19 protein-coding genes are annotated in these 19,884 nt (G+C 60.8%); 12 read left to right on the forward strand and 7 right to left on the reverse strand.

The genetic code is table 11. The features are described from left to right. Nucleotides 1–4: 4 nt before the first annotated feature. Both eat and exaC read right to left on the reverse strand, forming a co-directional pair. On the reverse strand, nucleotides 5–1,438 hold the full coding sequence (gene eat / locus HF257_RS22065; RefSeq protein ID WP_185708627.1) for an ethanolamine permease: 1,434 nt from the start codon (nucleotides 1,436–1,438) through the stop codon (nucleotides 5–7). A 208-nt stretch (nucleotides 1,439–1,646) separates the two neighbouring features. After that, nucleotides 1,647–3,167, reverse strand: a complete 1,521-nt coding sequence (gene exaC, locus HF257_RS22070) for an acetaldehyde dehydrogenase ExaC (protein WP_185708626.1) — start codon at nucleotides 3,165–3,167, stop codon at nucleotides 1,647–1,649. Between the two features lie 272 nt (nucleotides 3,168–3,439). On the opposite strand from exaC, the gene HF257_RS22075 reads away from it, so the two are divergent. Genes HF257_RS22075 through HF257_RS22090 form a run of 4 tightly spaced genes read left to right on the forward strand, consistent with a single transcriptional unit; the run spans nucleotide 3,440 to nucleotide 7,657 of the window. Beyond that, nucleotides 3,440–5,347 carry a sigma-54-dependent Fis family transcriptional regulator gene (locus HF257_RS22075; protein ID WP_185708625.1) on the forward strand — a complete coding sequence of 636 codons (1,908 nt, stop codon included), beginning with the start codon at nucleotides 3,440–3,442 and terminating at the stop codon, nucleotides 5,345–5,347. A gap of 57 nt (nucleotides 5,348–5,404) precedes the next feature. Next, the gene (gene mpl, locus HF257_RS22080) at nucleotides 5,405–6,754 is read left to right on the forward strand and encodes a UDP-N-acetylmuramate:L-alanyl-gamma-D-glutamyl-meso-diaminopimelate ligase (RefSeq protein WP_185708624.1); all 1,350 of its coding nucleotides are present in this window, start codon (nucleotides 5,405–5,407) and stop codon (nucleotides 6,752–6,754) included. Further along, nucleotides 6,751–7,380, forward strand: a complete 630-nt coding sequence (gene ubiX / locus HF257_RS22085) for a flavin prenyltransferase UbiX (protein ID WP_185708623.1) — start codon at nucleotides 6,751–6,753, stop codon at nucleotides 7,378–7,380. The genes mpl and ubiX overlap by 4 nt, the downstream gene beginning before the upstream one ends. Beyond that, nucleotides 7,373–7,657, forward strand: coding sequence for a YceK/YidQ family lipoprotein (locus HF257_RS22090; protein WP_185708622.1), 285 nt, complete (start codon nucleotides 7,373–7,375; stop codon nucleotides 7,655–7,657). The genes ubiX and HF257_RS22090 overlap by 8 nt, the downstream gene beginning before the upstream one ends. A gap of 149 nt (nucleotides 7,658–7,806) precedes the next feature. Here HF257_RS22090 and HF257_RS22095 read toward each other — a convergent pair whose 3' ends face one another. From HF257_RS22095 to HF257_RS22105, 3 genes are all read right to left on the reverse strand, one after another. Further along, entirely contained in the window at nucleotides 7,807–8,448 is a 642-nt protein-coding gene (locus HF257_RS22095) for an oxidoreductase (protein WP_176998542.1), read from the reverse strand. A gap of 29 nt (nucleotides 8,449–8,477) precedes the next feature. Further along, nucleotides 8,478–10,196, reverse strand: a complete 1,719-nt coding sequence (locus HF257_RS22100) for a C13 family peptidase (protein ID WP_185708621.1) — start codon at nucleotides 10,194–10,196, stop codon at nucleotides 8,478–8,480. A 104-nt stretch (nucleotides 10,197–10,300) separates the two neighbouring features. Beyond that, the gene (locus HF257_RS22105; RefSeq protein ID WP_185708620.1) at nucleotides 10,301–10,756 is read right to left on the reverse strand and encodes a MaoC family dehydratase; all 456 of its coding nucleotides are present in this window, start codon (nucleotides 10,754–10,756) and stop codon (nucleotides 10,301–10,303) included. A 186-nt stretch (nucleotides 10,757–10,942) separates the two neighbouring features. On the opposite strand from HF257_RS22105, the gene HF257_RS22110 reads away from it, so the two are divergent. The 3 genes from HF257_RS22110 to HF257_RS22120 are packed head-to-tail and all read left to right on the forward strand — an operon-like array spanning nucleotide 10,943 to nucleotide 12,621. Next, complete coding sequence (locus tag HF257_RS22110) at nucleotides 10,943–11,296, forward strand: CidA/LrgA family protein (protein ID WP_185708619.1); 354 nt, start codon at nucleotides 10,943–10,945, stop codon at nucleotides 11,294–11,296. Next, complete coding sequence (locus tag HF257_RS22115) at nucleotides 11,293–12,009, forward strand: LrgB family protein (RefSeq protein ID WP_185708618.1); 717 nt, start codon at nucleotides 11,293–11,295, stop codon at nucleotides 12,007–12,009. The genes HF257_RS22110 and HF257_RS22115 overlap by 4 nt, the downstream gene beginning before the upstream one ends. A gap of 21 nt (nucleotides 12,010–12,030) precedes the next feature. After that, nucleotides 12,031–12,621, forward strand: a complete 591-nt coding sequence (locus HF257_RS22120; protein ID WP_185708617.1) for an LON peptidase substrate-binding domain-containing protein — start codon at nucleotides 12,031–12,033, stop codon at nucleotides 12,619–12,621. On the opposite strand, the gene HF257_RS22125 is transcribed toward HF257_RS22120, so the two are convergent. Together HF257_RS22125 and HF257_RS22130 are read right to left on the reverse strand one after the other, a co-directional pair. Then, complete coding sequence (locus HF257_RS22125; RefSeq protein WP_185708616.1) at nucleotides 12,618–13,934, reverse strand: bifunctional DedA family/phosphatase PAP2 family protein; 1,317 nt, start codon at nucleotides 13,932–13,934, stop codon at nucleotides 12,618–12,620. The genes HF257_RS22120 and HF257_RS22125 overlap by 4 nt on opposite strands. Before the next feature lie 214 nt (nucleotides 13,935–14,148). Further along, the gene (locus tag HF257_RS22130) at nucleotides 14,149–14,832 is read right to left on the reverse strand and encodes a DNA-3-methyladenine glycosylase (RefSeq protein ID WP_185708615.1); all 684 of its coding nucleotides are present in this window, start codon (nucleotides 14,830–14,832) and stop codon (nucleotides 14,149–14,151) included. A gap of 175 nt (nucleotides 14,833–15,007) precedes the next feature. On the opposite strand from HF257_RS22130, the gene HF257_RS22135 reads away from it, so the two are divergent. The 5 genes from HF257_RS22135 to mrdA all read left to right on the forward strand — a co-directional run bounded on the left by HF257_RS22135 (nucleotide 15,008) and on the right by mrdA (nucleotide 19,872). Further along, nucleotides 15,008–16,273 carry a glutamate-5-semialdehyde dehydrogenase gene (locus HF257_RS22135; RefSeq protein WP_185708614.1) on the forward strand — a complete coding sequence of 422 codons (1,266 nt, stop codon included), beginning with the start codon at nucleotides 15,008–15,010 and terminating at the stop codon, nucleotides 16,271–16,273. Continuing rightward, nucleotides 16,273–16,917, forward strand: a complete 645-nt coding sequence (gene nadD / locus HF257_RS22140; protein WP_185708613.1) for a nicotinate-nucleotide adenylyltransferase — start codon at nucleotides 16,273–16,275, stop codon at nucleotides 16,915–16,917. The genes HF257_RS22135 and nadD overlap by 1 nt, the downstream gene beginning before the upstream one ends. A 69-nt stretch (nucleotides 16,918–16,986) precedes the next feature. Continuing rightward, complete coding sequence (gene rsfS / locus HF257_RS22145) at nucleotides 16,987–17,481, forward strand: ribosome silencing factor (RefSeq protein WP_003237041.1); 495 nt, start codon at nucleotides 16,987–16,989, stop codon at nucleotides 17,479–17,481. A gap of 9 nt (nucleotides 17,482–17,490) precedes the next feature. Beyond that, nucleotides 17,491–17,958, forward strand: a complete 468-nt coding sequence (gene rlmH, locus HF257_RS22150) for a 23S rRNA (pseudouridine(1915)-N(3))-methyltransferase RlmH (protein WP_003176297.1) — start codon at nucleotides 17,491–17,493, stop codon at nucleotides 17,956–17,958. Between the two features lie 15 nt (nucleotides 17,959–17,973). Further along, nucleotides 17,974–19,872 (forward strand): penicillin-binding protein 2, encoded by a 1,899-nt coding sequence (mrdA, locus tag HF257_RS22155; protein WP_185708612.1) that lies wholly within the window; start codon nucleotides 17,974–17,976, stop codon nucleotides 19,870–19,872. Nucleotides 19,873–19,884: the final 12 nt, after the last annotated feature.

Below are 19,884 nucleotides of genomic sequence, written 5' to 3' on the forward strand. Positions count from 1 at the left end.
CATTTCAGTGCAAGGCGGCCTCTGCGGCCTGGATCGCCGCGAACTCCTCTTCAGGCGTGCCTGCTACCAAGTGATGCCGGCTGTAGAAAGCAAAGTAAGCAATTAATACTCCATAGATGATCGCCGCGCCAATCACCACGCGCGGGTCCACCAAAAAGCCCGCCACCACGGCCACGCAGGCCAGTACCAAGGCAATCCCGGAAGTGAAGATGCCGCCCGGCGTACGGTACGGACGGTCCATTTTGGGGCGTCGGATGCGCAAGGTGATGTGCGCGGCCATCATCAGCACGTAGGAAATGGTCGCGCCAAACACTGCTACCAAGATCAGCAAGTCGCCCTGACCGGTCAGCGACAGGCCAAAACCGATGATGCCGGGGATCACCAGCGCCAGTACGGGAGCCTTGCTTTTGTTGGTCTGGGACAATTTACGCGGCAGGTAGCCCGCGCGGGACAGTGCAAAGATCTGTCGGGAATAGGCATAGATAATCGAGAAAAAGCTCGCGATCAGGCCTGCCAAACCGACCAGGTTGACGAAACTGCCCATCCATGTTGAGCCGCCGTAGGACAACGCCAGTGCTTCCACCAACGGGTTGCCGGACTTGATCAGTGCGTAAGTGCCGGCGCCGCCCGGTGCAATCACCAGGATCAGCAGGGCAAAACTGGTCAGCACCACAATCGCGCCAATCAGGCCGCGGGGCAGGTCGCGTTTCGGGTTCTTGGTTTCTTCGGCGGCCAGGGGCACGCCCTCTACCGCCAGGAAAAACCAGATGGCATAGGGAATTGCTGCCCATACGCCGACGTACCCGAACGGCAGGAAGGTGCTGGCGCCCTTGGCCTCAGTCACCGGAATGTCCAGCAAGTTGGCGACATTGAAGTGCGGCACCATCGCCACCAGGAACACGCCCAGGGCAATGGCGGCGACGGCGGTGATCACAAACATCAGCTTCAGCGCTTCACCGACGCCAAAGATATGGATGCCGATAAAGATGATGTAGAACGCCAAGTAGATCATCCAGCCACCGATGCCAAACAACGACTCGCAGTAGGCGCCGATAAACACGGCGATGGCAGCGGGAGCGATGGCGTATTCGATCAGGATCGCGGTGCCCGTGAGGAATCCGCCCCAAGGCCCAAAGGCGCTGCGGGCAAAGCCGTAACCGCCGCCGGCAGTGGGGATCATGGAAGACAGTTCGGCCAGCGAAAAACACATGCACAAGTACATGGTGGCCATCAGCAAAGTGGCAAGGAACATACCGCCCCAGCCACCTTGGGCCAGGCCGAAGTTCCAGCCGGCGTAGTCGCCAGAGATTACATAGGCGACGCCAAGGCCCACTAATAGCACCCAGCCGGCGGCGCCTTTTTTAAGTTCGCGTTGTTGGAAGTATTGGGAATCGACTTTTTCGAAGTCGACGGAAGATCCAGTCGGTTCGCTAGGCATGGGGAAGTACCGTCCGTTGTTATTGTTTTAAGTCGGCATCTTTGTGCCGAATGAAATTCGCAAGTACTTATGGACATCTAAGTGTGGGAGCGGGCTTGCTCGCGAATGCGGTGCATCAGTTGATGAGTCTGTAACTGATGCACCGCATTCGCGAGCAAGCCCGCTCCCACATTTTTAATTGCATTTCAAATGTGGGGGCGGGTGTTAGTTAGAAAAAGCCCAGCGGATTAATGTCGTAGCTCACCAACAAGTTTTTAGTCTGCTGGTAATGATCCAACATCATCTTGTGGGTCTCACGGCCCACACCGGACTTCTTGTAACCACCGAACGCGGCATGCGCCGGGTACAGGTGGTAGCAGTTGGTCCATACGCGGCCCGCCTTGATCGCCCGGCCCATGCGATAGGCACGGTTGATATCACGGGTCCATACGCCGGCACCCAGGCCGAACTCGGTGTCGTTGGCGATCGCCAGGGCTTCAGCTTCGTCCTTGAAGGTGGTGATGCTCACGACCGGGCCGAAGATTTCTTCCTGGAACACGCGCATTTCGTTGGTGCCCTTGAGCAGGGTCGGCTGGATGTAATAGCCGCCAGCCATGTCACCGGTGAGCTTCTCGACCTTGCCGCCGGTGAGCAGTTGCGCGCCTTCGCCTTTGGCGATTTCCAGGTAGGACAGGATCTTATCGAACTGCTGCTCGGACGCCTGGGCGCCGACCATGGTGTCGGTGTCCAGCGGGTCGCCGCGTTTGATCGATTCGATCTTCTTCATCACCACTTTCATGAAGTCGTCGTAGATCGACTCTTCCACCAGGGCGCGGGAAGGGCAGGTGCACACTTCGCCCTGGTTGAAGAACGCCAGCACCAAGCCTTCAGCAGCTTTCTCGATAAAGGTCGGTTCGGCCTTCATGATGTCGGCGAAGAAGATGTTCGGCGACTTGCCACCCAGCTCAACGGTGGACGGAATAATGTTCTCGGCTGCCGCGTGCATGATGTGCGAGCCCACTGGCGTGGAGCCGGTAAAGGCGATCTTGGCGATACGCTTGCTGGTGGCCAGCGCTTCGCCGGCTTCTTTGCCGAAACCTTGCACCACGTTCAGCACGCCTGGTGGCAACAGGTCGCCGATGACTTCCAGCAGCACGGTGATGCCCAGCGGCGTTTGTTCGGCGGGCTTTAGCACCACGCAGTTACCGGCGGCCAGGGCCGGTGCGAGTTTCCACGCAGCCATCAGAATCGGGAAGTTCCACGGAATGATCTGGCCGACCACGCCCAGCGGCTCGTGGAAGTGATAGGACGCGGTGTGTTCGTTGATTTCGGCGCTGGTGCCTTCCTGGGCACGGATGCAGCCGGCGAAGTAGCGGAAGTGGTCGGCGGCCAGTGGGATGTCGGCGTTCAGGGTTTCACGCACGGCCTTGCCGTTGTCCCAGGTCTCGGTGATGGCCAGCAGTTCGAGGTTCTGTTCGATACGGTCGGCGATTTTCAGCAGGACCAGCGAGCGGTCCTGCGCCGAGGTCTTGCCCCAGGCGTCCGCGGCGGCGTGGGCGGCGTCCAGCGCCTTGTCGATGTCTTTGGCAGTGGAACGCGGGAATTCGGCGATAGCCTTGCCGTTGACCGGCGAGGTGTTGGTGAAATAGTTGCCATCGACCGGCGCAACGAATTCGCCACCGATGTAGTTGCCGTATTTGGCCTTGAACGAAACGATGGCGCCTTCAGTACCGGGGTGTGCGTAACGCATGGTGGGTATCTCCTGGCTCTTATGTTTATTGGGAGTGCAGCGCGGCAAGCGCATATAAAGCGTAGAGCAAAGGTTGGGCCACTGCTTTGAGACCCAGTGAAATCAAGGGGTTGGGCTTTGTTGCAAAGCGTTGCTGTGGCAGGTCTGACACAGGCGGTGTGACAGTTTGTGCCATAAACGAGACAGCCTGTGACCGGTGGGTCTGGCCGGGATTGCATCTGTCGGGTGCCTGGGGGATGCTGGGGGTTCTCACGCAGGGAGAATAATAAGAAATGCACAACGATCATTTCAGTCGCCATGCCCAGCAGGTCCTCACCGTGGCTCATGGCCGCGACCCATCGAGTGACCCGTCTATCGCCCGCTCCTGGCTGCGTTGCCTGGAGGACTACCACCTCGATCCTGCGCAAACCATTGCCCCCACCGTGCTTGAACACGGTCGCCTGCTAGAAAGCCGCGAGCGCCTGCAACAAGTGCTGCACATCGCCGGCAGCGAAATGAACAGCCTGCACCAACAATTGTCCGGCGCGGGCCACGCGGTGCTGCTCACCGATGCCCGTGGCGTGATCCTCAACTGTGTTACCGCGCCTTCCGAGCGCAAGATCTTCGAGCGCGCCGGGTTGTGGCTGGGCGCCGATTGGAGTGAGGCATGCGAGGGCACCAACGGCATCGGCACCTGCCTGGTGGAGCGCCAGTCTTTGACCATTCATCGCGATGAGCATTTTCGCGGGCGCCATACCGGGCTGACGTGCTCGGCGAGCCCGGTGTTCGACCCTCATGGCGACCTGCTGGCGGTGCTGGATGTGTCTTCGGCGCGCGAAGCGGTGTCGCGCCAGAGCCAGTTCCACACCATGGCACTGGTGAACCTGTCGGCGAAGATGATCGAGAGTTGCTACTTCTTGCGTCACTTTGAAAACCACTGGCTGCTGCGCTTTCACCTGCAGGCAGAGTCGGTGGGCCTGTTCAGCGAAGGCCTGCTGGCGTTCGACGGTGAAGGGCGGGTTTGCGCGGTGAACCAGAGCGCGCTGAACCTGTTGGGGCAAATGCGCGGCGGTTTGCTCGGGCAGCCGGTGGAGGCGTTTTTCGAATGCTCGCTGGACCAATTGCTCGGCCGTGCCAGCGCCAATGCCACTGCCAGTTGGCCTTTGCGCACCCGTGATGGCCGCCAGTTGTTCGCCGCCTTGCGGGGCCAGGCGCGTAGCGTTCCCGCCGCCATCGCCAAATCGGTTGCGGTGGAACGGCCGCGCCTACCCGGCATCTGCTTGGGCGACCCGGCGCTGCAACAGGGGTTTAGCAAGGCGCTACGGGTATTCGAGCGCGATGTGCCGTTGCTGATCAACGGCGAAACCGGCTGCGGCAAAGAGGCGTTCGCCAAGGCCGTGCACCTGGCCAGCCAGCGCGCCGACAAGGCGTTCGTCGCGCTCAACTGTGCGGCCATCCCGGAGAGCTTGATTGAGAGTGAACTGTTCGGCTATCGCGGCGGCAGCTTTACCGGTGCCCGCAAGGAAGGCATGCAAGGCAAATTGCAGCAGGCCGACGGTGGCACCTTGTTCCTCGATGAAATCGGCGATATGCCCCTGGCCCTGCAAACCCGTCTATTAAGGGTGTTGGAGGATCGCTTGGTCGTGCCCATCGGCGGTGAGCCCCAGGCGGTCAACGTCAGAATTATCAGCGCTACCCACCGCAATTTGCTGGAGCGCGTGCAGGACGGCAGCTTTCGCGAGGACCTGTACTACCGACTCAATGGCTTGGAAGTCGGGTTGCCGCCCTTGCGCGAGCGCAGTGATAAATCCCAATTGCTGGACTTTCTGCTGGCACAGGAGGCCAACGGCGAGACCGTCTCCCTTGATCCGGCGGCGCGTGGCGCACTGCTGGCATTTGCCTGGCCTGGGAATGTGCGCCAACTGCGCACGGTACTGCGCACGCTGGTGGCGTTGTGCGATGAAGGGCGTATAGCGTTGCACGATTTGCCCGCGCTGATCCGCCAGGCTCGGCCGGCCGCCAACAGTGACGCCAAACCGCTGGAGTCGCCGCTGGACGATGCCGAGCGTTTGGCTCTGCTTGCGGTGCTGGAGCAACAACGCTGGCATATGAGCCACACGGCGGAGCAGTTGGGGGTCAGCCGCAACACGCTGTACCGCAAGCTGCGCAGACACGGCATTGCACGTCACGCCTTCAGCTAAAGGGTGCGATTTTCGCCCCCCTGCGCTAACCTGCCTCGATGTTTTACGAGGTCGACTATGCACATTCATATTCTCGGTATTTGCGGCACGTTCATGGGCTCGATGGCGGTCCTGGCCAAAGAACTCGGTCACCATGTGACGGGCTCGGACGCCAATGTTTACCCGCCGATGAGCACGCAGCTCCAGGCTCAGGGCATTGAACTGACCCAAGGCTACGACCCGTCGCAGTTCGACCCGGTCCCGGACCTGGTGGTGATCGGCAATGCCATGGTGCGTGGTAACCCCGCGGTCGAATACGTACTCAACAAAGGTTTGCCTTATGTGTCTGGCCCGCAATGGCTGGCGGACCATGTGCTACAAGGCCGCTGGGTACTGGCGGTCGCCGGCACCCACGGCAAAACCACCACCAGCAGCATGCTGGCCTGGGTGCTGGAACATGCCGGCATGAGCCCGGGTTTCCTGATCGGCGGCGTTCCGCAGAATTTCTCGGTGTCGGCGCGCCTGGGCGATACGCCGTTCTTTGTGATCGAGGCGGATGAATACGACAGCGCCTTCTTCGACAAACGCTCCAAGTTCGTTCACTACCGTCCGCGTACGGCGATCCTGAACAACCTTGAGTTCGATCACGCTGACATCTTCCCCGACTTGCCCGCCATCGAACGGCAGTTCCACCATTTAGTGCGCACCATTCCGAGCGAAGGCCTGGTCATTCACCCGACCACCGAGGCTGCCTTGCAACGCGTGATCGAGATGGGCTGCTGGACCCCGGTTCAAACCACCGGCACAGGCGGGCAGTGGCAGGTCAAGTTGCTCAGTGAAGACGGTTCCAAATTTGAAGTGCTGTTTGAAGGCGAAGCTCAAGGCATCGTCGACTGGGACATGACTGGCCAGCACAACGTTGCCAATGCCTTGGTCACCCTGGCCGCTGCACGGCATGTGGGCGTGGTGCCGTCGATGGGCATTGCCGCGTTGAGCGCGTTCAAGAGTGTGAAGCGGCGCATGGAAAAGGTCGCCGATGTGAACGGGATTACCATCTACGACGACTTTGCCCACCACCCAACCGCGATTGCTACTACGTTGGATGGGTTGCGCAAGCGCGTGGGCGATGCGCCGATCATTGCGATTGTCGAGCCGCGTTCCAACTCCATGAAGCTCGGTGCCCACCGCGATGGCCTGCCGGAAAGCGTCAACGATGCCGATCAGGTGGTCTGGTACGCACCGGCCAACCTGGGCTGGGACCTGCCGGGGATTGCCGCGTTGTGCACCATTCCATCCAAGGTCTGCGACTCTATCGACGGCATCATCGAACACGTCAAGCAACAGGCCACACCTGGCACCCACGTGGTCGTGATGAGCAACGGCGGCTTCGGCGGCCTGCACGGCAAACTGGCCGAGGCGCTGAAATGAGCGGGCCGGAGCGCGTCACCTTGGCGATGACCGGCGCGTCGGGCGCGCCTTATGGCTTGCGCCTGCTGGATTGCCTGGTGCGCGAAGAGCGCGAAGTGCACTTCCTGATTTCCAAGGCCGCGCAGTTGGTGATGGCCACCGAGACCGATGTGGCGCTGCCGGCCAAAGTGCAGATGATGCAGGCGTTCCTCACCGAGTACACCGGTGCGGCGGCGGGGCAGATCAAGGTTTACGGTAAAGAGGATTGGATGTCACCGGTCGCCTCGGGCTCGGGCGCGCCGGCGGCGATGGTGGTGGTGCCGTGTTCTACCGGCACGTTGTCGGCGATAGCCACCGGCGCCTGCAATAACCTCATCGAGCGTGCGGCCGACGTGACCTTGAAGGAGCGCCGCCAGCTGATCCTGGTACCGCGCGAAGCGCCGTATTCGAGCATTCACTTGGAGCACATGCTCAAGCTGTCGAACATGGGCGTGACGATCCTGCCGGCGTCACCGGGGTTCTATCACCAGCCGCAGACCATCGATGACCTAGTGGACTTTGTGGTGGCGCGCATTCTCAACCTGCTCAATATCCCCCAGGACATGCTGCCGCGCTGGGGCGAGCACCATTTGAGCAGTGATGAATAAAGTCCTGTTGATGCTGATGGCGCTGCAACTGGCAGGTTGTGCCACTGCACGTACGTTGGATGCGGCGCAGCCGGGCGCGCCAGTTGTGTACGCCGGCACGCGGCTGGATCTGTATGCGATAAACGGTGGTTGCTGCGCCAAGGACCGTTTTGGCGCCGAGGCCCCGAGCTATCCCCATGTGGACCTGCCGGCCAGTGCGTTGCTCGACACGCTGCTGTTGCCGTTGTCGGTGTTGACGGTGCTTGGGGTCGGGTTTAACGCGACGGGTGGGCTTTAACCTGAATTTCGATAGCCGCACAAAACCAATGTGGGAGCGGGCTTGCTCGCGAATGCGGTGTGTCAGTCGATACATGGATTGACTGATACACCGCATTCGCGAGCAAGCCCGCTCCCACATTTGGATCTCTGCCAGGTCGTTAAATCGGGTTATTTACCGAGCTTGCGCAACTCGTCCGACTCCACCACCCGTACCCCATCCTGCTCTTCCAGCGCCAGGCGCCACATGGCTCGGGCCAGTTCGCACACTTCAATGCCACGGTACTTGCCGGGAATCAGTTTCGACAGTGGCCCGGCCAGTTGTTCGGCGAGGCGCGGTTCCAGCCGTTCACCGAGCAGCAGGGAGGGTCGAACGATGGTCAGTTGTGGCCAGTCCTGAGCCTTGAGGGCCTGTTCCATTTCGCCTTTGACCCGGTTGTAGAAGATCGAGGATTTCGGGTCGGCGCCGATCGCGCTGATCACGATCAGGTGCCGTGCGCCCATTTCGCGCGCGCGCTTGGCGAAGGCCACGACCATGTCCAGGTCAACGGCACGGAACGCCGCCTCCGAGCCCGCTTGTTTGATGGTGGTCCCGAGGCAACAGAAGGCAATATCCACTCGCCCACTCAGTTGCGGCAGGAAAACTGCCGGGTCCCCCACCGGGTTTTCCAGGTGCGGGTGTTCGGCCAATGGCTTGCGGCTAGGCGCCAGTACGCGAGTCACCGTTGGTTCGTTGAGCAGGCGGTCGAGCAGGTGTTCGCCGGTCAGGCCGGAGGCGCCAGCGAGCAGGATGTGCTGAGGTGTCAGGTACATGGTGTTTCCCCCTTGTTACACGTTACAGCTTAGTTGCCTTTGGCTTCCTTGCTATTCATTGAGACGCTTTCGAGCGCCTTTCGTGCCTGCTGCTTGCGTAATAATTGCCAATGGGCGATCACACCCTTGGGGGCCCAGATTTGCGGCTCGGAGGCTTCGAAGTTGTCCGCCTGTTCGCGTTCGGCCACGTGCAGTTGTGCCAGTTTGAAGGCTTGCTGCAGGTCGTCGGTCTGGTTGAAGGCTTGGGCGAAGAGGGCGTCGCCGAAGTAGGTGAAGTCAGCTTCCTCGGAGCAACCGAAGGACACACGGTCAGCGCGGGAAGCGGTCATGATCAGGGTGTGTTCGTCCTTGAGCGCCGGGATAAAACCGCCAGAGTAGCAGGCGGAAATCACGATGATCTTGTCGCGGTTTTTCAGCGGCGCGAGCACGGCGGCCAGTTCGTCGGCGGGCAGGTCGGCCAGCTCCATGCGCGGCTGGTCCAGCACCAGTTCGTGTTCGTGGGTGCCGTGGCTGGTCATATAAATGAACACCAGGTCTTCAGGCCCGGTGCGCTCGGCCAGGGTTTGCACGGCGCGGCGCAGGCTTTCGCGTGTGGCCAGGGGGCGATCGGCGATATGGTCGCGATGGTTGACCAGGCGAATCTGCCCGCGCGCACCAAAGCGGGTGGCGAGCATGTTGCTGACGTAATCGGCTTCGCGCAGGAACACGCTTTGTTTGCCGTCGCCGGCCAGCACCAGGGTGTACAGCTCCACGCCGGAAGTGGACGGCGGCACCGCGGCGAGCGCGGCATCCAGCAAGCGGCCTTGGGCGAGTACGCCGATTTCCAGTGGGTCGGGCAGCAGCTTGCCATCGGCGTCACGCACGCGCATGCCATTGACCCAGGTGCCGGCCTGCACGGTGCCATCGGTGAGCACCAACGTGCCACGGCCCTGATAGCTGTCGCTGTCGAATCCGCCTATATAGAAGCTGCCGTCGGTGAGGTTCAGGCGGCCTTCGCCGGTAAAGCGCCAGTCGCTGAATTGGCCGACGTAATGGCTGCCGTCCACACCGATCAACTCGCCTTTGCCGCTAAGAGCACCTTCCTTGAACTGGCCGATCCATACATCGCCGTCGGCGTTTTCATAGCGGCCTTTACCGTTGAGCTGGTTCTGTTTGAACTGGCCGACATAGATGTCGCCGTCGGCACTGTTGAACGTGCCGTTGCCTTCCAGTTGGCCATCGACAAAGTGGCCGCTGAACTGGTTGCCACTGTCGTCGTTGCGCTGGCCTTCGCCATTTGGCTTGCCGTGGGCGAATTGGCCCTGGTATTGACTACCATCGGCCAATTCCAGGCGACCGAGGCCGGAATACTGGTCGTCCTTGAACTCGCCGCGATAGGTCATCTGCCCCTCTTTGAGGGTGCCTTCGCCGTTGCGCCGACCGTTCTTGAAACCGCCCACATAGTGGCTGCCCGCCGTGGTCAGGCTGCCTTGGCCATCGAACAGACCCTGCTGGAACTGGCCTTTATAGACTTCGCCGTTGCTGCCATGCCATTCGCCCTGGCCGTGCCACTGGCCCTTGTCGAACTGGCCGGCGTACCAACTGCCGTTGGGGTAGTCCACGCGACCCTGGCCTTGCAGCAAGCCATTGACCACATCGCCCCGGTAACGGCCACCGTCGGGCAGGCGCGCATCGGGCGGCAACAGCGATTCGCCGTCTCCGCAAGCGGTGAGCAACAGGGCAAGGGCAAGGGGAGCGAGTGGGCGCATAGCGGGATCCGGATAATTGAGCGCCGAGTATGCCGCAGCTGCGAGATTCATACATAAATTTACATACGCTGTGGTGAGGATTTAGCCCTCACCACAGGGAAGGCTTACACGAAGCAGAGTGACAGTGACTCGGCAATGTAGGCGGGTTTTTCCTGGCCGTCGATTTCCAGGGTACACACGGCTTTGAGCAGCCACTGCCCGGGTTTCTTCTCGGTGGCTTCGGTCAGGCTGACGTGCAGTCGCACCCTGGAGTCGACCTTTACCGGCTGGATAAAACGCACGCTGTCCAGGCCGTAGTTGACGGCCATCTTCAAGCCCTCGGGCATGATCAGGATGTCTTCAATCAGCTTTGGAATGAGTGACAGCGACAGAAACCCATGGGCGATGGTGCCGCCAAACGGGGTTTGCGCGGCCTTGACCGGGTCAACGTGGATGAACTGATGATCGCCAGTGGCTTCCGCGAACAGGTTGATGCGCGCCTGGTCGATGGTGAGCCAATCGGAACGTCCCAGTTCCTTGCCGACATAATCTTTGAGCTGCGCTACAGGTACATAGGGCATTGCGTCTCTCCTTGGTTCATCGGTTTGTCCCCTCTCTTGAAGGAGCGGTATTTTTGTGGGCTACAGAGAACCAATGTAGATCATCATGGGCAACGGGCTCGGTCAACCCACCATGCTTTTGGCGAATGCCGGTGCATAGGGCGGGCATGCTTATAATGCCGACACGCTTAAAGGGGGAGAGAACGGATGCTGTTACGCGGTCTGACATGGCTGGTGCTGTTCCAATTGATCGGCACGGCGATCAACCATTTGCTGCTGCCGATATTGCCAGGGCCGATTATCGGGTTGCTGCTGATGCTCGGTTTCTTGATATGGAATGGCGAAGTCGGCGAGCCTCTGAGCCTGGCGGCTAGCAGCCTGTTGCGTTACTTGCCTTTGCTGCTGGTGCCGCCTGCGGTGGGCGTAATGGTGTACGCCAAGGACATTGCTGCAGACTTCTGGGCCATCGTCGGCGCGCTGGTGTTGTCGTTGGTGATTGCCATGGGCTTTGTCGGCGTGCTGATGCAGCAGATGGTCAAGCGCAAGGAGAAGGATCAATGATCTTCGACTGGTACGGCGCGTGGACGGCAGTCATTCATCACCCGTTGTTCGGCATCGGCATCACCCTTGGCGCTTATCAGCTGGTGCTGGCGGGGTTCGAGAAAACCCGCTGGATTTTCCTGCAGCCGGTGCTGGTTTCCATGCTGCTGGTGATCGGCATTTTGCTCACCTGCGGCCTCAGTTACGCTGAATACCGCAAGAGCACTGAAATCATGAGCATCCTGCTGGGGCCTGCGACGGTCGCCCTGGCCGTGCCGCTTTATCTGAACCTGCGGCGCATTCGCCAATTGTTTTGGCCGATTTTTACTACGCTGGTGATAGGCGGTGTATTGGCCACCGGCCTGTGCGTGTTGCTGGGCTGGTGGTTCGGCGCCGAACACATGATGCTCATGACCATGGCGCCCAAGTCAGTGACCTCGCCGATTGCCATGTTGGTGGCCGAGCAGATCGGTGGTGTTGCCGCGTTGGCAGCCGTGTTTGTGCTGATCACCGGGGTGATCGGCGCGATGATCGGCCCGGCGTACTTGTCGCGTCTGGGCGTGCACAGTCCCGAGGCGCGCGGCATGGCGCTGGGCATGACGGCCCACGCCGTCGGCACCTCGGTGGCGCTGCAGGAAAGTGAAGAGTGCGGCGCCTTTGCGGCGCTGGCCATGAGTTTGATGGGCGTGGCCACGGCGGTGTTCCTGCCGCTGGCTGTGTCGGTGATCGTTTAAACCGGGTTTAAGGAAACCTCTATGAGTCTGGCGCTGTTCCCGCTCAACACCGTGCTGTTCCCTGGCTGCACCCTCGACTTGCAACTGTTTGAGGCGCGCTACCTGGACATGGTCGCCCGTTGCATGAAGAAAGGTGAAAGCTTCGGTGTGGTGTGCATCTTCGAAGGCCAGGAGGCGGGCGATGCGCCGGAGGGCTACGCATTGATCGGCTGTGAAGCGTTGATCCGCGACTTCAAGCAGCAGGACAACGGCCTGCTGGGGATTCGCGTCGAAGGCGGGCGCAGGTTCCGTGTGCGCGATGCGGGTGTGCAGAAGGACCAATTGCTGGTGGCGCAAGTGCAATGGCTCGAAGAAATGCCGGATCAGCCGCTCGAAGAAGAGGACGCCGACCTGCTGGCGCTGCTCCAGGCGCTGGCCGAACACCCCATGGTTGCGTCGTTGGACATGGACGCCCACGCCGACGGGCAGCAAGCCCTGGGCAATCAGCTGGCGTATCTGTTGCCCTTCACTGAGGCCGACAAGGTCGACCTGCTGCAACTTGACGATCCCCAGCAGCGCCTGGATGCGATCCAGATGTTGCTCGATGAGTTGCAGGGCGAGTTGTTCACTTAATAGGCATACCGCAACAGGGCATGGTCGCTGCCGGTCAGCGCGATGAAACTGAGCACTGCCACCACAACAGGCAGCAGCAGCCACCAGGTTTTTCGTGGCAGCGGTGGCAGTGGGCTGCGATGTTGGAAGGCTGTCAGGCTGAATGCGCACACCGTCATTGCCAGTAGCGTGCCCGCCAGGATGTCAGTGGGCCAGTGCGCGCCGAGGTACACCCGCGACAGTGCAATAAACGCGGCGGGGATGCAGCCCAGCAGCAGCCAGGTCATGCGCAGGCGCGTGGGCTGACTGCAACCAGCCAGCACCGCCAGCGCCAGGAAAAATGCAAAAGAGCCTGAGGCATGACCACTGGGCATGCTGAAACTGGTCAGTGGGTCCGTAAGAATTTCCGGGCGGCCACGAGCGAAAAACAGCTTGGTCCCAGTGTTGATCACCGCCGCACCCGCCAGCGTGGCGCCGACAAACAGCGCGTGGCGCCATTGCCGCGCCAGCAACAGCAGGCCCGTGAATACGGCACTGGCAACGAACATTTTCTTGAACTCGCCCAGTTGGGTAATCCGCACCATCACTTCGTCCAACCAAGGGCTGCGGTGCTCTTGCACCAGGGCGCTCAAGCCCTGATCAAAGTCATTGAGGTGCGGGTAGCCAATAAACAGTGCAATCAATAGCGTCAGGCTGGCGCAGCCTACCCATAACGTCGCACGACGATGGCCACGCAGGCTGCTGTTCAAGCTCAGCCCCAGCAGCACGGCAATTGAGGCCGCGACAATCCCCGCTTCCGGCCAGAAGCCTTCCGGCAACGGCAGGCGGAACGCAGCGCCGGTCGCCCAGCCCGGTAGCAGGTAAGCCACCGACCAACCAGCGGCAGCCAGGATGCTCACAGCGGCGAAACGCGGGAAGGGCATGTCGCACATCCCGGCCACCATGGGCAGCATGGGGCGCAAAGGGCCGATGAAGCGTCCTACCAAAAGGCTGGCGATGCCGTACTTATGGAAGTAGGTTTCTGCGCCGTTCATCCATTCCGGGTGATGGCGCAGGCCTGGCAGGCGCCGGATGTTCTGGTGGAAGTGTCGGCCAAGGTAGTAGGAAACGCCGTCACCCAGCAGGCCGCCGAGAAAACCCAGCAGCAGCGTTTCGCTCAAGGACAACGCGCCGCTACCGGCCAGCGCGGCAATGGCAAACAGCAACACCGTGCCGGGCACGATCAACCCGGCAATGGCCAGGCATTCCACGCATGCGACGATAAACACCGCTACCGCCAGCCATTGGGGGTTCAGGGTCAGCCAGCCGGTAATGCTATCGAGCCATTGGCCCATAAATTCAACTCCATCTTTTTTCGGCTTGCGCGCTTGGTAATGCAAAGCCCGAAACACTGAAGATCAAACTGTGGGAGCGGGCTTGCTCGCGAAAGCGGTTTATAAGTTGATAAATTCGGTGGCTGATCCACCGCTTTCGCGAGCAAGCCCGCTCCCACATTGGATCTGCTGTGCCACAGGATTTGTGTTCAGCTGGAATAACTGTCCAGTCCGTTCAAATCAAAAAATAGTCCCGGCCTTCGACTTGGCCCCGACGCAGCGGGTTCCGTGTGCAGTAAGGCGCGTAGCCGGCATCTACAAAGCGATACATCAAATGCTCGTCGCGCCCGCTCGGGATGCCCAGGCGGGTGGTCTGGATAATCTGTGTGGGTCTCTGTCCGACATCCTCGACATAGAGCAATTCCTGATCAAAGCGCTTGGCATCCCACATCGGCACTTTCAAACCCAAGGCTTTACACAGCAGCGTCTGGCCTGCACACAGCTTTTGCGACGGGCGAGGGTGGCCATTGGTATCCGGGTTGTTCAGCAGCATCTGCGCCAGGCTGGCCGGGCCGGACAAATCATCGACCCAGGGATAGGCCGATTTGATCAGCACGGCGTTGCCCGGCCCCTGAGCACTGAAGTTCAGTGAGTCACCGCCACGGGCGTAGTACATGTAGATGTGGCCACCATCCAGAAACAAAGCCTTACGCTTTTCTGTGTAGCCGAGCGAGGCGTGGCTGCCTTTTTCGGCCACGTAATAGGCTTCGGTTTCAATAATTCGCGCCGAAAGCCAGATTTCGCCGACACGATGGCGTATGACTTTTCCGAGTAATTCTCGCGCAAGAATTTGCGCATCGCGGTCGAAAAAGCTGTCGGGCAGGGCACTTGCGGGAAGTTGGGGCGCTGAACTTGGCATGGCGGTCAGGGGTTGATACGGCTAAATGTGACGGAATAATAACAACTCCCACCTTAATTACCGCTGAACCCTATGTTTTTACAGTTCATTTCGACCATCCGCCCCTCACCGCTGTCAGTCGAGCGGCGTCACAGCTATAATCTGCCGCTTTCCTCCCTGCCAAGACTCCCTGACCATGACTGAGTCCGTTCTTGACTACATGACCCGCCTGGGTCGCGCTGCCCGTCAGGCCTCGCGGTTGATCGCCCGTGCGAGCACCGCGCAGAAGAACCGTGCCTTGCTGGCGGCCGCCGACGCTCTGGATGCTTCGCGCTCCGAGCTCACCGCCGCCAACGAACTGGACCTGGCCAACGGCCGTGCCAATGGCCTGGAGCCAGCCCTGCTGGACCGCCTGGCGCTGACCCCGGCACGTATCGACGACATGATCGAAGGCCTGCGTCAGGTAGCCAAGCTGCCTGACCCCATCGGTGAAATCCGCGATATGCGCTACCTGCCGTCGGGCATCCAGGTCGGCAAGATGCGCGTGCCGCTGGGCGTGATCGGCATCATCTATGAGTCGCGCCCGAACGTGACCATCGACGCCGCGAGCCTGTGCCTCAAGTCCGGCAACGCCACCATCCTGCGTGGCGGTTCCGAGGCGATCAATTCCAACCGTGCCATTGCCGCGTGCATCCAGCAGGGCCTGGCCGTGGCCGAGTTGCCTGCCGAAGTGGTGCAAGTGGTGGAAACCACTGACCGCGCTGCCGTTGGCGCGCTGATTACCATGCCGGAATTTGTCGACGTGATCGTGCCGCGCGGTGGCAAGAGCTTGATCGAACGCGTGAGCCGTGATGCCAAGGTGCCGGTGATCAAGCACCTGGACGGCGTTTGCCACGTGTACATCGACATCGCCGCCGACATCGACAAGGCGATCCGCATCGCCGACAACGCCAAGACCCACCGCTATGCCCCGTGCAACACCATGGAAACCCTGCTGGTGCACGCAGGCATTGCCGAGCGCGTGCTGCCGCCGCTGGCTGCCATCTACCGTGACAAAGGTGTGGAATTGCGTGGTTGCGAGCGTACTCGTGCGTTGCTGGGCGCGGACGTGATCGAAGCGACCGAGCTGGATTGGTACACCGAATACACGGCGCCGATCCTGTCGATCAAGATTGTCGACGACCTGGACGAGGCCATCGAGCACATCAACACCTACGGCTCCAAGCACACCGATGCCATTGTCTCCGAGCATTTCAGCGATGCGCGGCGTTTCCTCAACGAAGTGGATTCCGCTTCGGTGATGATCAACGCCTCGACGCGCTTTGCCGATGGCTTCGAGTACGGCCTGGGGGCGGAGATCGGTATCTCCACCGACAAGCTGCATGCACGCGGCCCGGTTGGCCTGGAAGGCCTGACCAGCGAGAAGTACGTAGTGTTCGGCGACGGTCACGTGCGCACTTGATGGCTAAACGCATCGGGCTGCTCGGCGGTACCTTCGACCCCGTGCACATTGGCCATTTGCGCAGTGCTCTGGAAGTTGCGGATGCGCTCGCGCTGGATGAACTGCGCGTGATGCCCAACGCCCGGCCGCCCCATCGCGATACGCCGCAGGTATCGCCGCAACAACGCCTGGAAATGGTGCGCTTGGCGGTGGAAGGCATCGCGCCGCTGGTGGTGGACGACCACGAACTCAAGCGTGATAAACCGTCCTACACTGTCGATACCCTGGAAGTGATGCGCGCTGAAATGGCCGCAGACGACCAGTTGTTTCTGCTTTTGGGCTGGGACGCATTTTGCGGCCTGCCCTCTTGGCATCGCTGGGAAGAACTCCTCCAGCATTGCCACATCCTGGTTTTGCAACGCCCGGATGCCGACAGCGAACCGCCGGATGCCTTGCGCAACCTGCTGGCCGCGCGGTCGGTAAGTGACCCCTTGGCCCTGACCGGACCGAGCGGGAATATTGCATTCGTCTGGCAGACCCCGCTTGCGGTGTCCGCCACCCAGATCCGTCAACTGCTGGCCAGCGGTAAGTCGGTACGTTTCCTGGTGCCTGACGCGGTCCTGGCCTACATCGATGCGCACGGGCTTTACCGTGCGTCGAACTGAAAAGGCGCGCTTGAACGCACGAACAGTCGTGCAGCGAGCGCCCGAACATACGAGCAAAACGAGTTTTATATGACGAACAAAGACGTAAGCAAAGTTAAGCGCAAAGGCACCTTCAAAAGCGCCCCGCTGCCAGTAGAAGCCCACGTTGGCCCTGAGCTGGCTGGCGAAGAGCTGGTTAAAGTCGCCGTGGCTGCCCTGGAAGACGTTAAAGCCCAGGACATCCAGGTGCTGGACGTGCGCGACAAGCAGAGCATCACCGACTACATGATCATCGCCACCGGTACTTCGAACCGCCAGATCGGCGCGATGCTGGACAAGGTCCGTGAAGCCGTCAAAGCCCAAGGCGTGAAGCCGCTGGGTGAAGAAGGCAAGGGCGACAGCGACTGGGTGCTGCTGGACATGGATGACGTGATCGTTCACATGATGACCTCCAACGCTCGCCAGTTCTACGACCTGGAGCGTCTGTGGAAAGGCGCCGAGCAGAGCCGTGCCGCTGACGGCAAGCACCACAGCCCGGAAGTGGGCCACGCGCACTTCGACAAGCTCAACAAAGACCAGGAATAAGGAACGGCTGTGCGCCTGCGTCTGATTGCTGTCGGTTCACGCATGCCCAAGTGGGTGGAAGAAGGCTGGCACGAGTATGCCAAGCGTCTGCCCGCTGAGCTGTCGCTGGAACTGGTAGAGATTCCGCTCAACACCCGGGGCAAGAATGCCGATGTGGCGCGCTTTATCCGTCAGGAAGGCGAAGCCATGTTGGCCAAGGTCGGCCCCAACGAGCGCATCGTCACCCTTGAAGTGCACGGTAAACCCTGGAGCACCGAGCAATTGGCGGTGGAACTGGATCGCTGGCGCCTGGACTCGCGTACGGTCAACTTCATGGTTGGCGGCCCCGAAGGGTTGGCGCCGGAAGTCTGCGCGCGCGCCGATCAGCGCTGGTCGCTGTCGGCGCTGACGTTGCCGCACCCGTTGGTAAGGATCCTGATCGGTGAACAGCTGTATCGCGCCTGGACAGTTCTGTCCGGGCACCCTTACCACAAATAATCTGCGCCCCTCCCGATGACCCAGCCGATCCGCATCAAGGACCACGAGAAAGACGCACGTCTGGTACGCGCTCGTGTCGTGTTTGGTGCCGTTCTGGTGGTGGTCCTGCTCGGGGTGCTGATTGCCCGACTGTATTTCCTGCAGGTGATCCAGTACGACTATCACTCCACATTGTCGGAAAACAACCGGGTGCACGTGCAGCCGATTCCACCGACCCGTGGGTTGATTTTCGACCGTAATGGCGTAGTGGTCGCGGACAACCGGCCCAGCTTCAGCTTGAGCATGACCCGCGAGCGCTCCGGTGACTGGCAGCAGATCCTCGATGTGATCGTCGAGGTGCTGCAACTGACACCAGAAGACCGAGTGGTCTTCGAGAGACGCATGAAACAGGGGCGTCGGCCATTTGAGCCGGTGCCAATCCTGTTTGAGCTGACCGAAGAGCAGATCGCGCGGATCGCGGTGAACCAGTTCCGGTTACCGGGTGTGGAAGTGGTGGCGCAGCTGGTGCGGCACTATCCGCAAGGCCCGCACTTTGCTCACTCTGTCGGCTACATGGGGCGGATCAACGAGAAAGAGCTGAAAAGCCTCGACCCGGTGAACTACAGCGGCACGCATCACATCGGCAAGACCGGCGTGGAGCGTTTCTACGAGCCCGAACTGCATGGTCAGGTGGGTTACGAGGAAGTCGAGACCAACGCTCGCGGTCGTGTATTGCGGGTGCTCAAACGGACTGACCCGGTGCCGGGCAAAGATATCGTGCTGAGCCTGGACATCAAGTTGCAGGAAGCAGCCGAAATGGCCCTGGGCGGCCGTCGGGGCGCGGTGGTTGCGCTGGACCCGAGCACCGGTGAAGTACTGGCCATGGTCAGCCAGCCTAGCTTTGACCCCAACCTGTTCGTCACTGGTATCAGCTTCAAGGCTTACGCCGAGTTGCGTGATTCGATCGATCGGCCGCTGTTCAACCGCGTATTGCGCGGGCTGTATCCACCGGGCTCGACCATCAAGCCAGCGGTGGCAATTGCCGGCCTGGACGCGGGCGTGGTCACGGCCTCCAGCCGAGTGTTCGACCCGGGCTACTACATGCTGCCCAACTACGATCACAAATACCGTAACTGGAACCGCACCGGTGACGGCTATGTCGACTTGGACACCGCGATCATGCGCTCCAACGACACCTATTTTTACGACCTGGCGCACAAGCTGGGCATTGACCGCCTGTCTGCCTATATGGGCAAGTTCGGCCTTGGCCAGAAAGTCTCCCTGGACATGTTCGAAGAGTCTCCTGGCCTGATGCCATCGCGGGAATGGAAGCGTGCGACTCGCCGCCAGGCCTGGTTCCCGGGCGAGACCCTGATCCTCGGGATCGGTCAGGGCTATATGCAGGCCACTCCGTTGCAACTGGCCCAGGCCACTGCGTTGGTGGCCAATAAAGGCATCTGGAACCGTCCGCACCTGGCCAAGACCATCGAGGGCGAGAAGCCCCTGGATGAAAACCCGATCCCCGACATCGTGCTGCGCGACCCGTCCGACTGGACCAAGGTCAACCACGGCATGCAGCAAGTGATGCACGGTGCCCGGGGCACCGCACGCAAAGCGGCCATCGGCGCGCAATACCGGATTGCCGGCAAGAGCGGTACCGCCCAGGTTGTCGCGATCAAGCAGGGCGAAAAATACGACCGCACCAAGGTCCAGGAGCGCCACCGCGACCACGCCTTGTTTGTCGGCTTCGCGCCGGCGGATGACCCGAAAATCGTGGTGGCGGTAATGGTCGAGAACGGTGAGTCCGGTTCCGGCGTTGCTGCTCCTGTGGTGCGCCAGGTGATGGACGCCTGGTTGTTGGCCGACGACGGCAGGCTCAAGCCCGAATATGGCGGCCCCCCTTCAAGCACCGAGGTTACGGCCAGTGAAGAGTAATTTTGACCGCAT

Source organism: Pseudomonas cremoris, from assembly GCF_014230465.1.

Excerpts from the sequence above, each read along its gene's own strand:
- eat (WP_185708627.1), bottom strand. The coding sequence starts at position 1,438 with ATGCCTAGCGAACCGACTGGATCTTCCGTCGACTTCGAAAAAGTCGAT.
- exaC (WP_185708626.1), bottom strand. The coding sequence starts at position 3,167 with ATGCGTTACGCACACCCCGGTACTGAAGGCGCCATCGTTTCGTTCAAG.
- HF257_RS22075 (WP_185708625.1), top strand. The coding sequence starts at position 3,440 with ATGCACAACGATCATTTCAGTCGCCATGCCCAGCAGGTCCTCACCGTG.
- mpl (WP_185708624.1), top strand. The coding sequence starts at position 5,405 with ATGCACATTCATATTCTCGGTATTTGCGGCACGTTCATGGGCTCGATG.
- ubiX (WP_185708623.1), top strand. The coding sequence starts at position 6,751 with ATGAGCGGGCCGGAGCGCGTCACCTTGGCGATGACCGGCGCGTCGGGC.
- HF257_RS22090 (WP_185708622.1), top strand. The coding sequence starts at position 7,373 with ATGAATAAAGTCCTGTTGATGCTGATGGCGCTGCAACTGGCAGGTTGT.
- HF257_RS22095 (WP_176998542.1), bottom strand. The coding sequence starts at position 8,448 with ATGTACCTGACACCTCAGCACATCCTGCTCGCTGGCGCCTCCGGCCTG.
- HF257_RS22100 (WP_185708621.1), bottom strand. The coding sequence starts at position 10,196 with ATGCGCCCACTCGCTCCCCTTGCCCTTGCCCTGTTGCTCACCGCTTGC.
- HF257_RS22105 (WP_185708620.1), bottom strand. The coding sequence starts at position 10,756 with ATGCCCTATGTACCTGTAGCGCAGCTCAAAGATTATGTCGGCAAGGAA.
- HF257_RS22110 (WP_185708619.1), top strand. The coding sequence starts at position 10,943 with ATGCTGTTACGCGGTCTGACATGGCTGGTGCTGTTCCAATTGATCGGC.
- HF257_RS22115 (WP_185708618.1), top strand. The coding sequence starts at position 11,293 with ATGATCTTCGACTGGTACGGCGCGTGGACGGCAGTCATTCATCACCCG.
- HF257_RS22120 (WP_185708617.1), top strand. The coding sequence starts at position 12,031 with ATGAGTCTGGCGCTGTTCCCGCTCAACACCGTGCTGTTCCCTGGCTGC.
- HF257_RS22125 (WP_185708616.1), bottom strand. The coding sequence starts at position 13,934 with ATGGGCCAATGGCTCGATAGCATTACCGGCTGGCTGACCCTGAACCCC.
- HF257_RS22130 (WP_185708615.1), bottom strand. The coding sequence starts at position 14,832 with ATGCCAAGTTCAGCGCCCCAACTTCCCGCAAGTGCCCTGCCCGACAGC.
- HF257_RS22135 (WP_185708614.1), top strand. The coding sequence starts at position 15,008 with ATGACTGAGTCCGTTCTTGACTACATGACCCGCCTGGGTCGCGCTGCC.
- nadD (WP_185708613.1), top strand. The coding sequence starts at position 16,273 with ATGGCTAAACGCATCGGGCTGCTCGGCGGTACCTTCGACCCCGTGCAC.
- rsfS (WP_003237041.1), top strand. The coding sequence starts at position 16,987 with ATGACGAACAAAGACGTAAGCAAAGTTAAGCGCAAAGGCACCTTCAAA.
- mrdA (WP_185708612.1), top strand. The coding sequence starts at position 17,974 with ATGACCCAGCCGATCCGCATCAAGGACCACGAGAAAGACGCACGTCTG.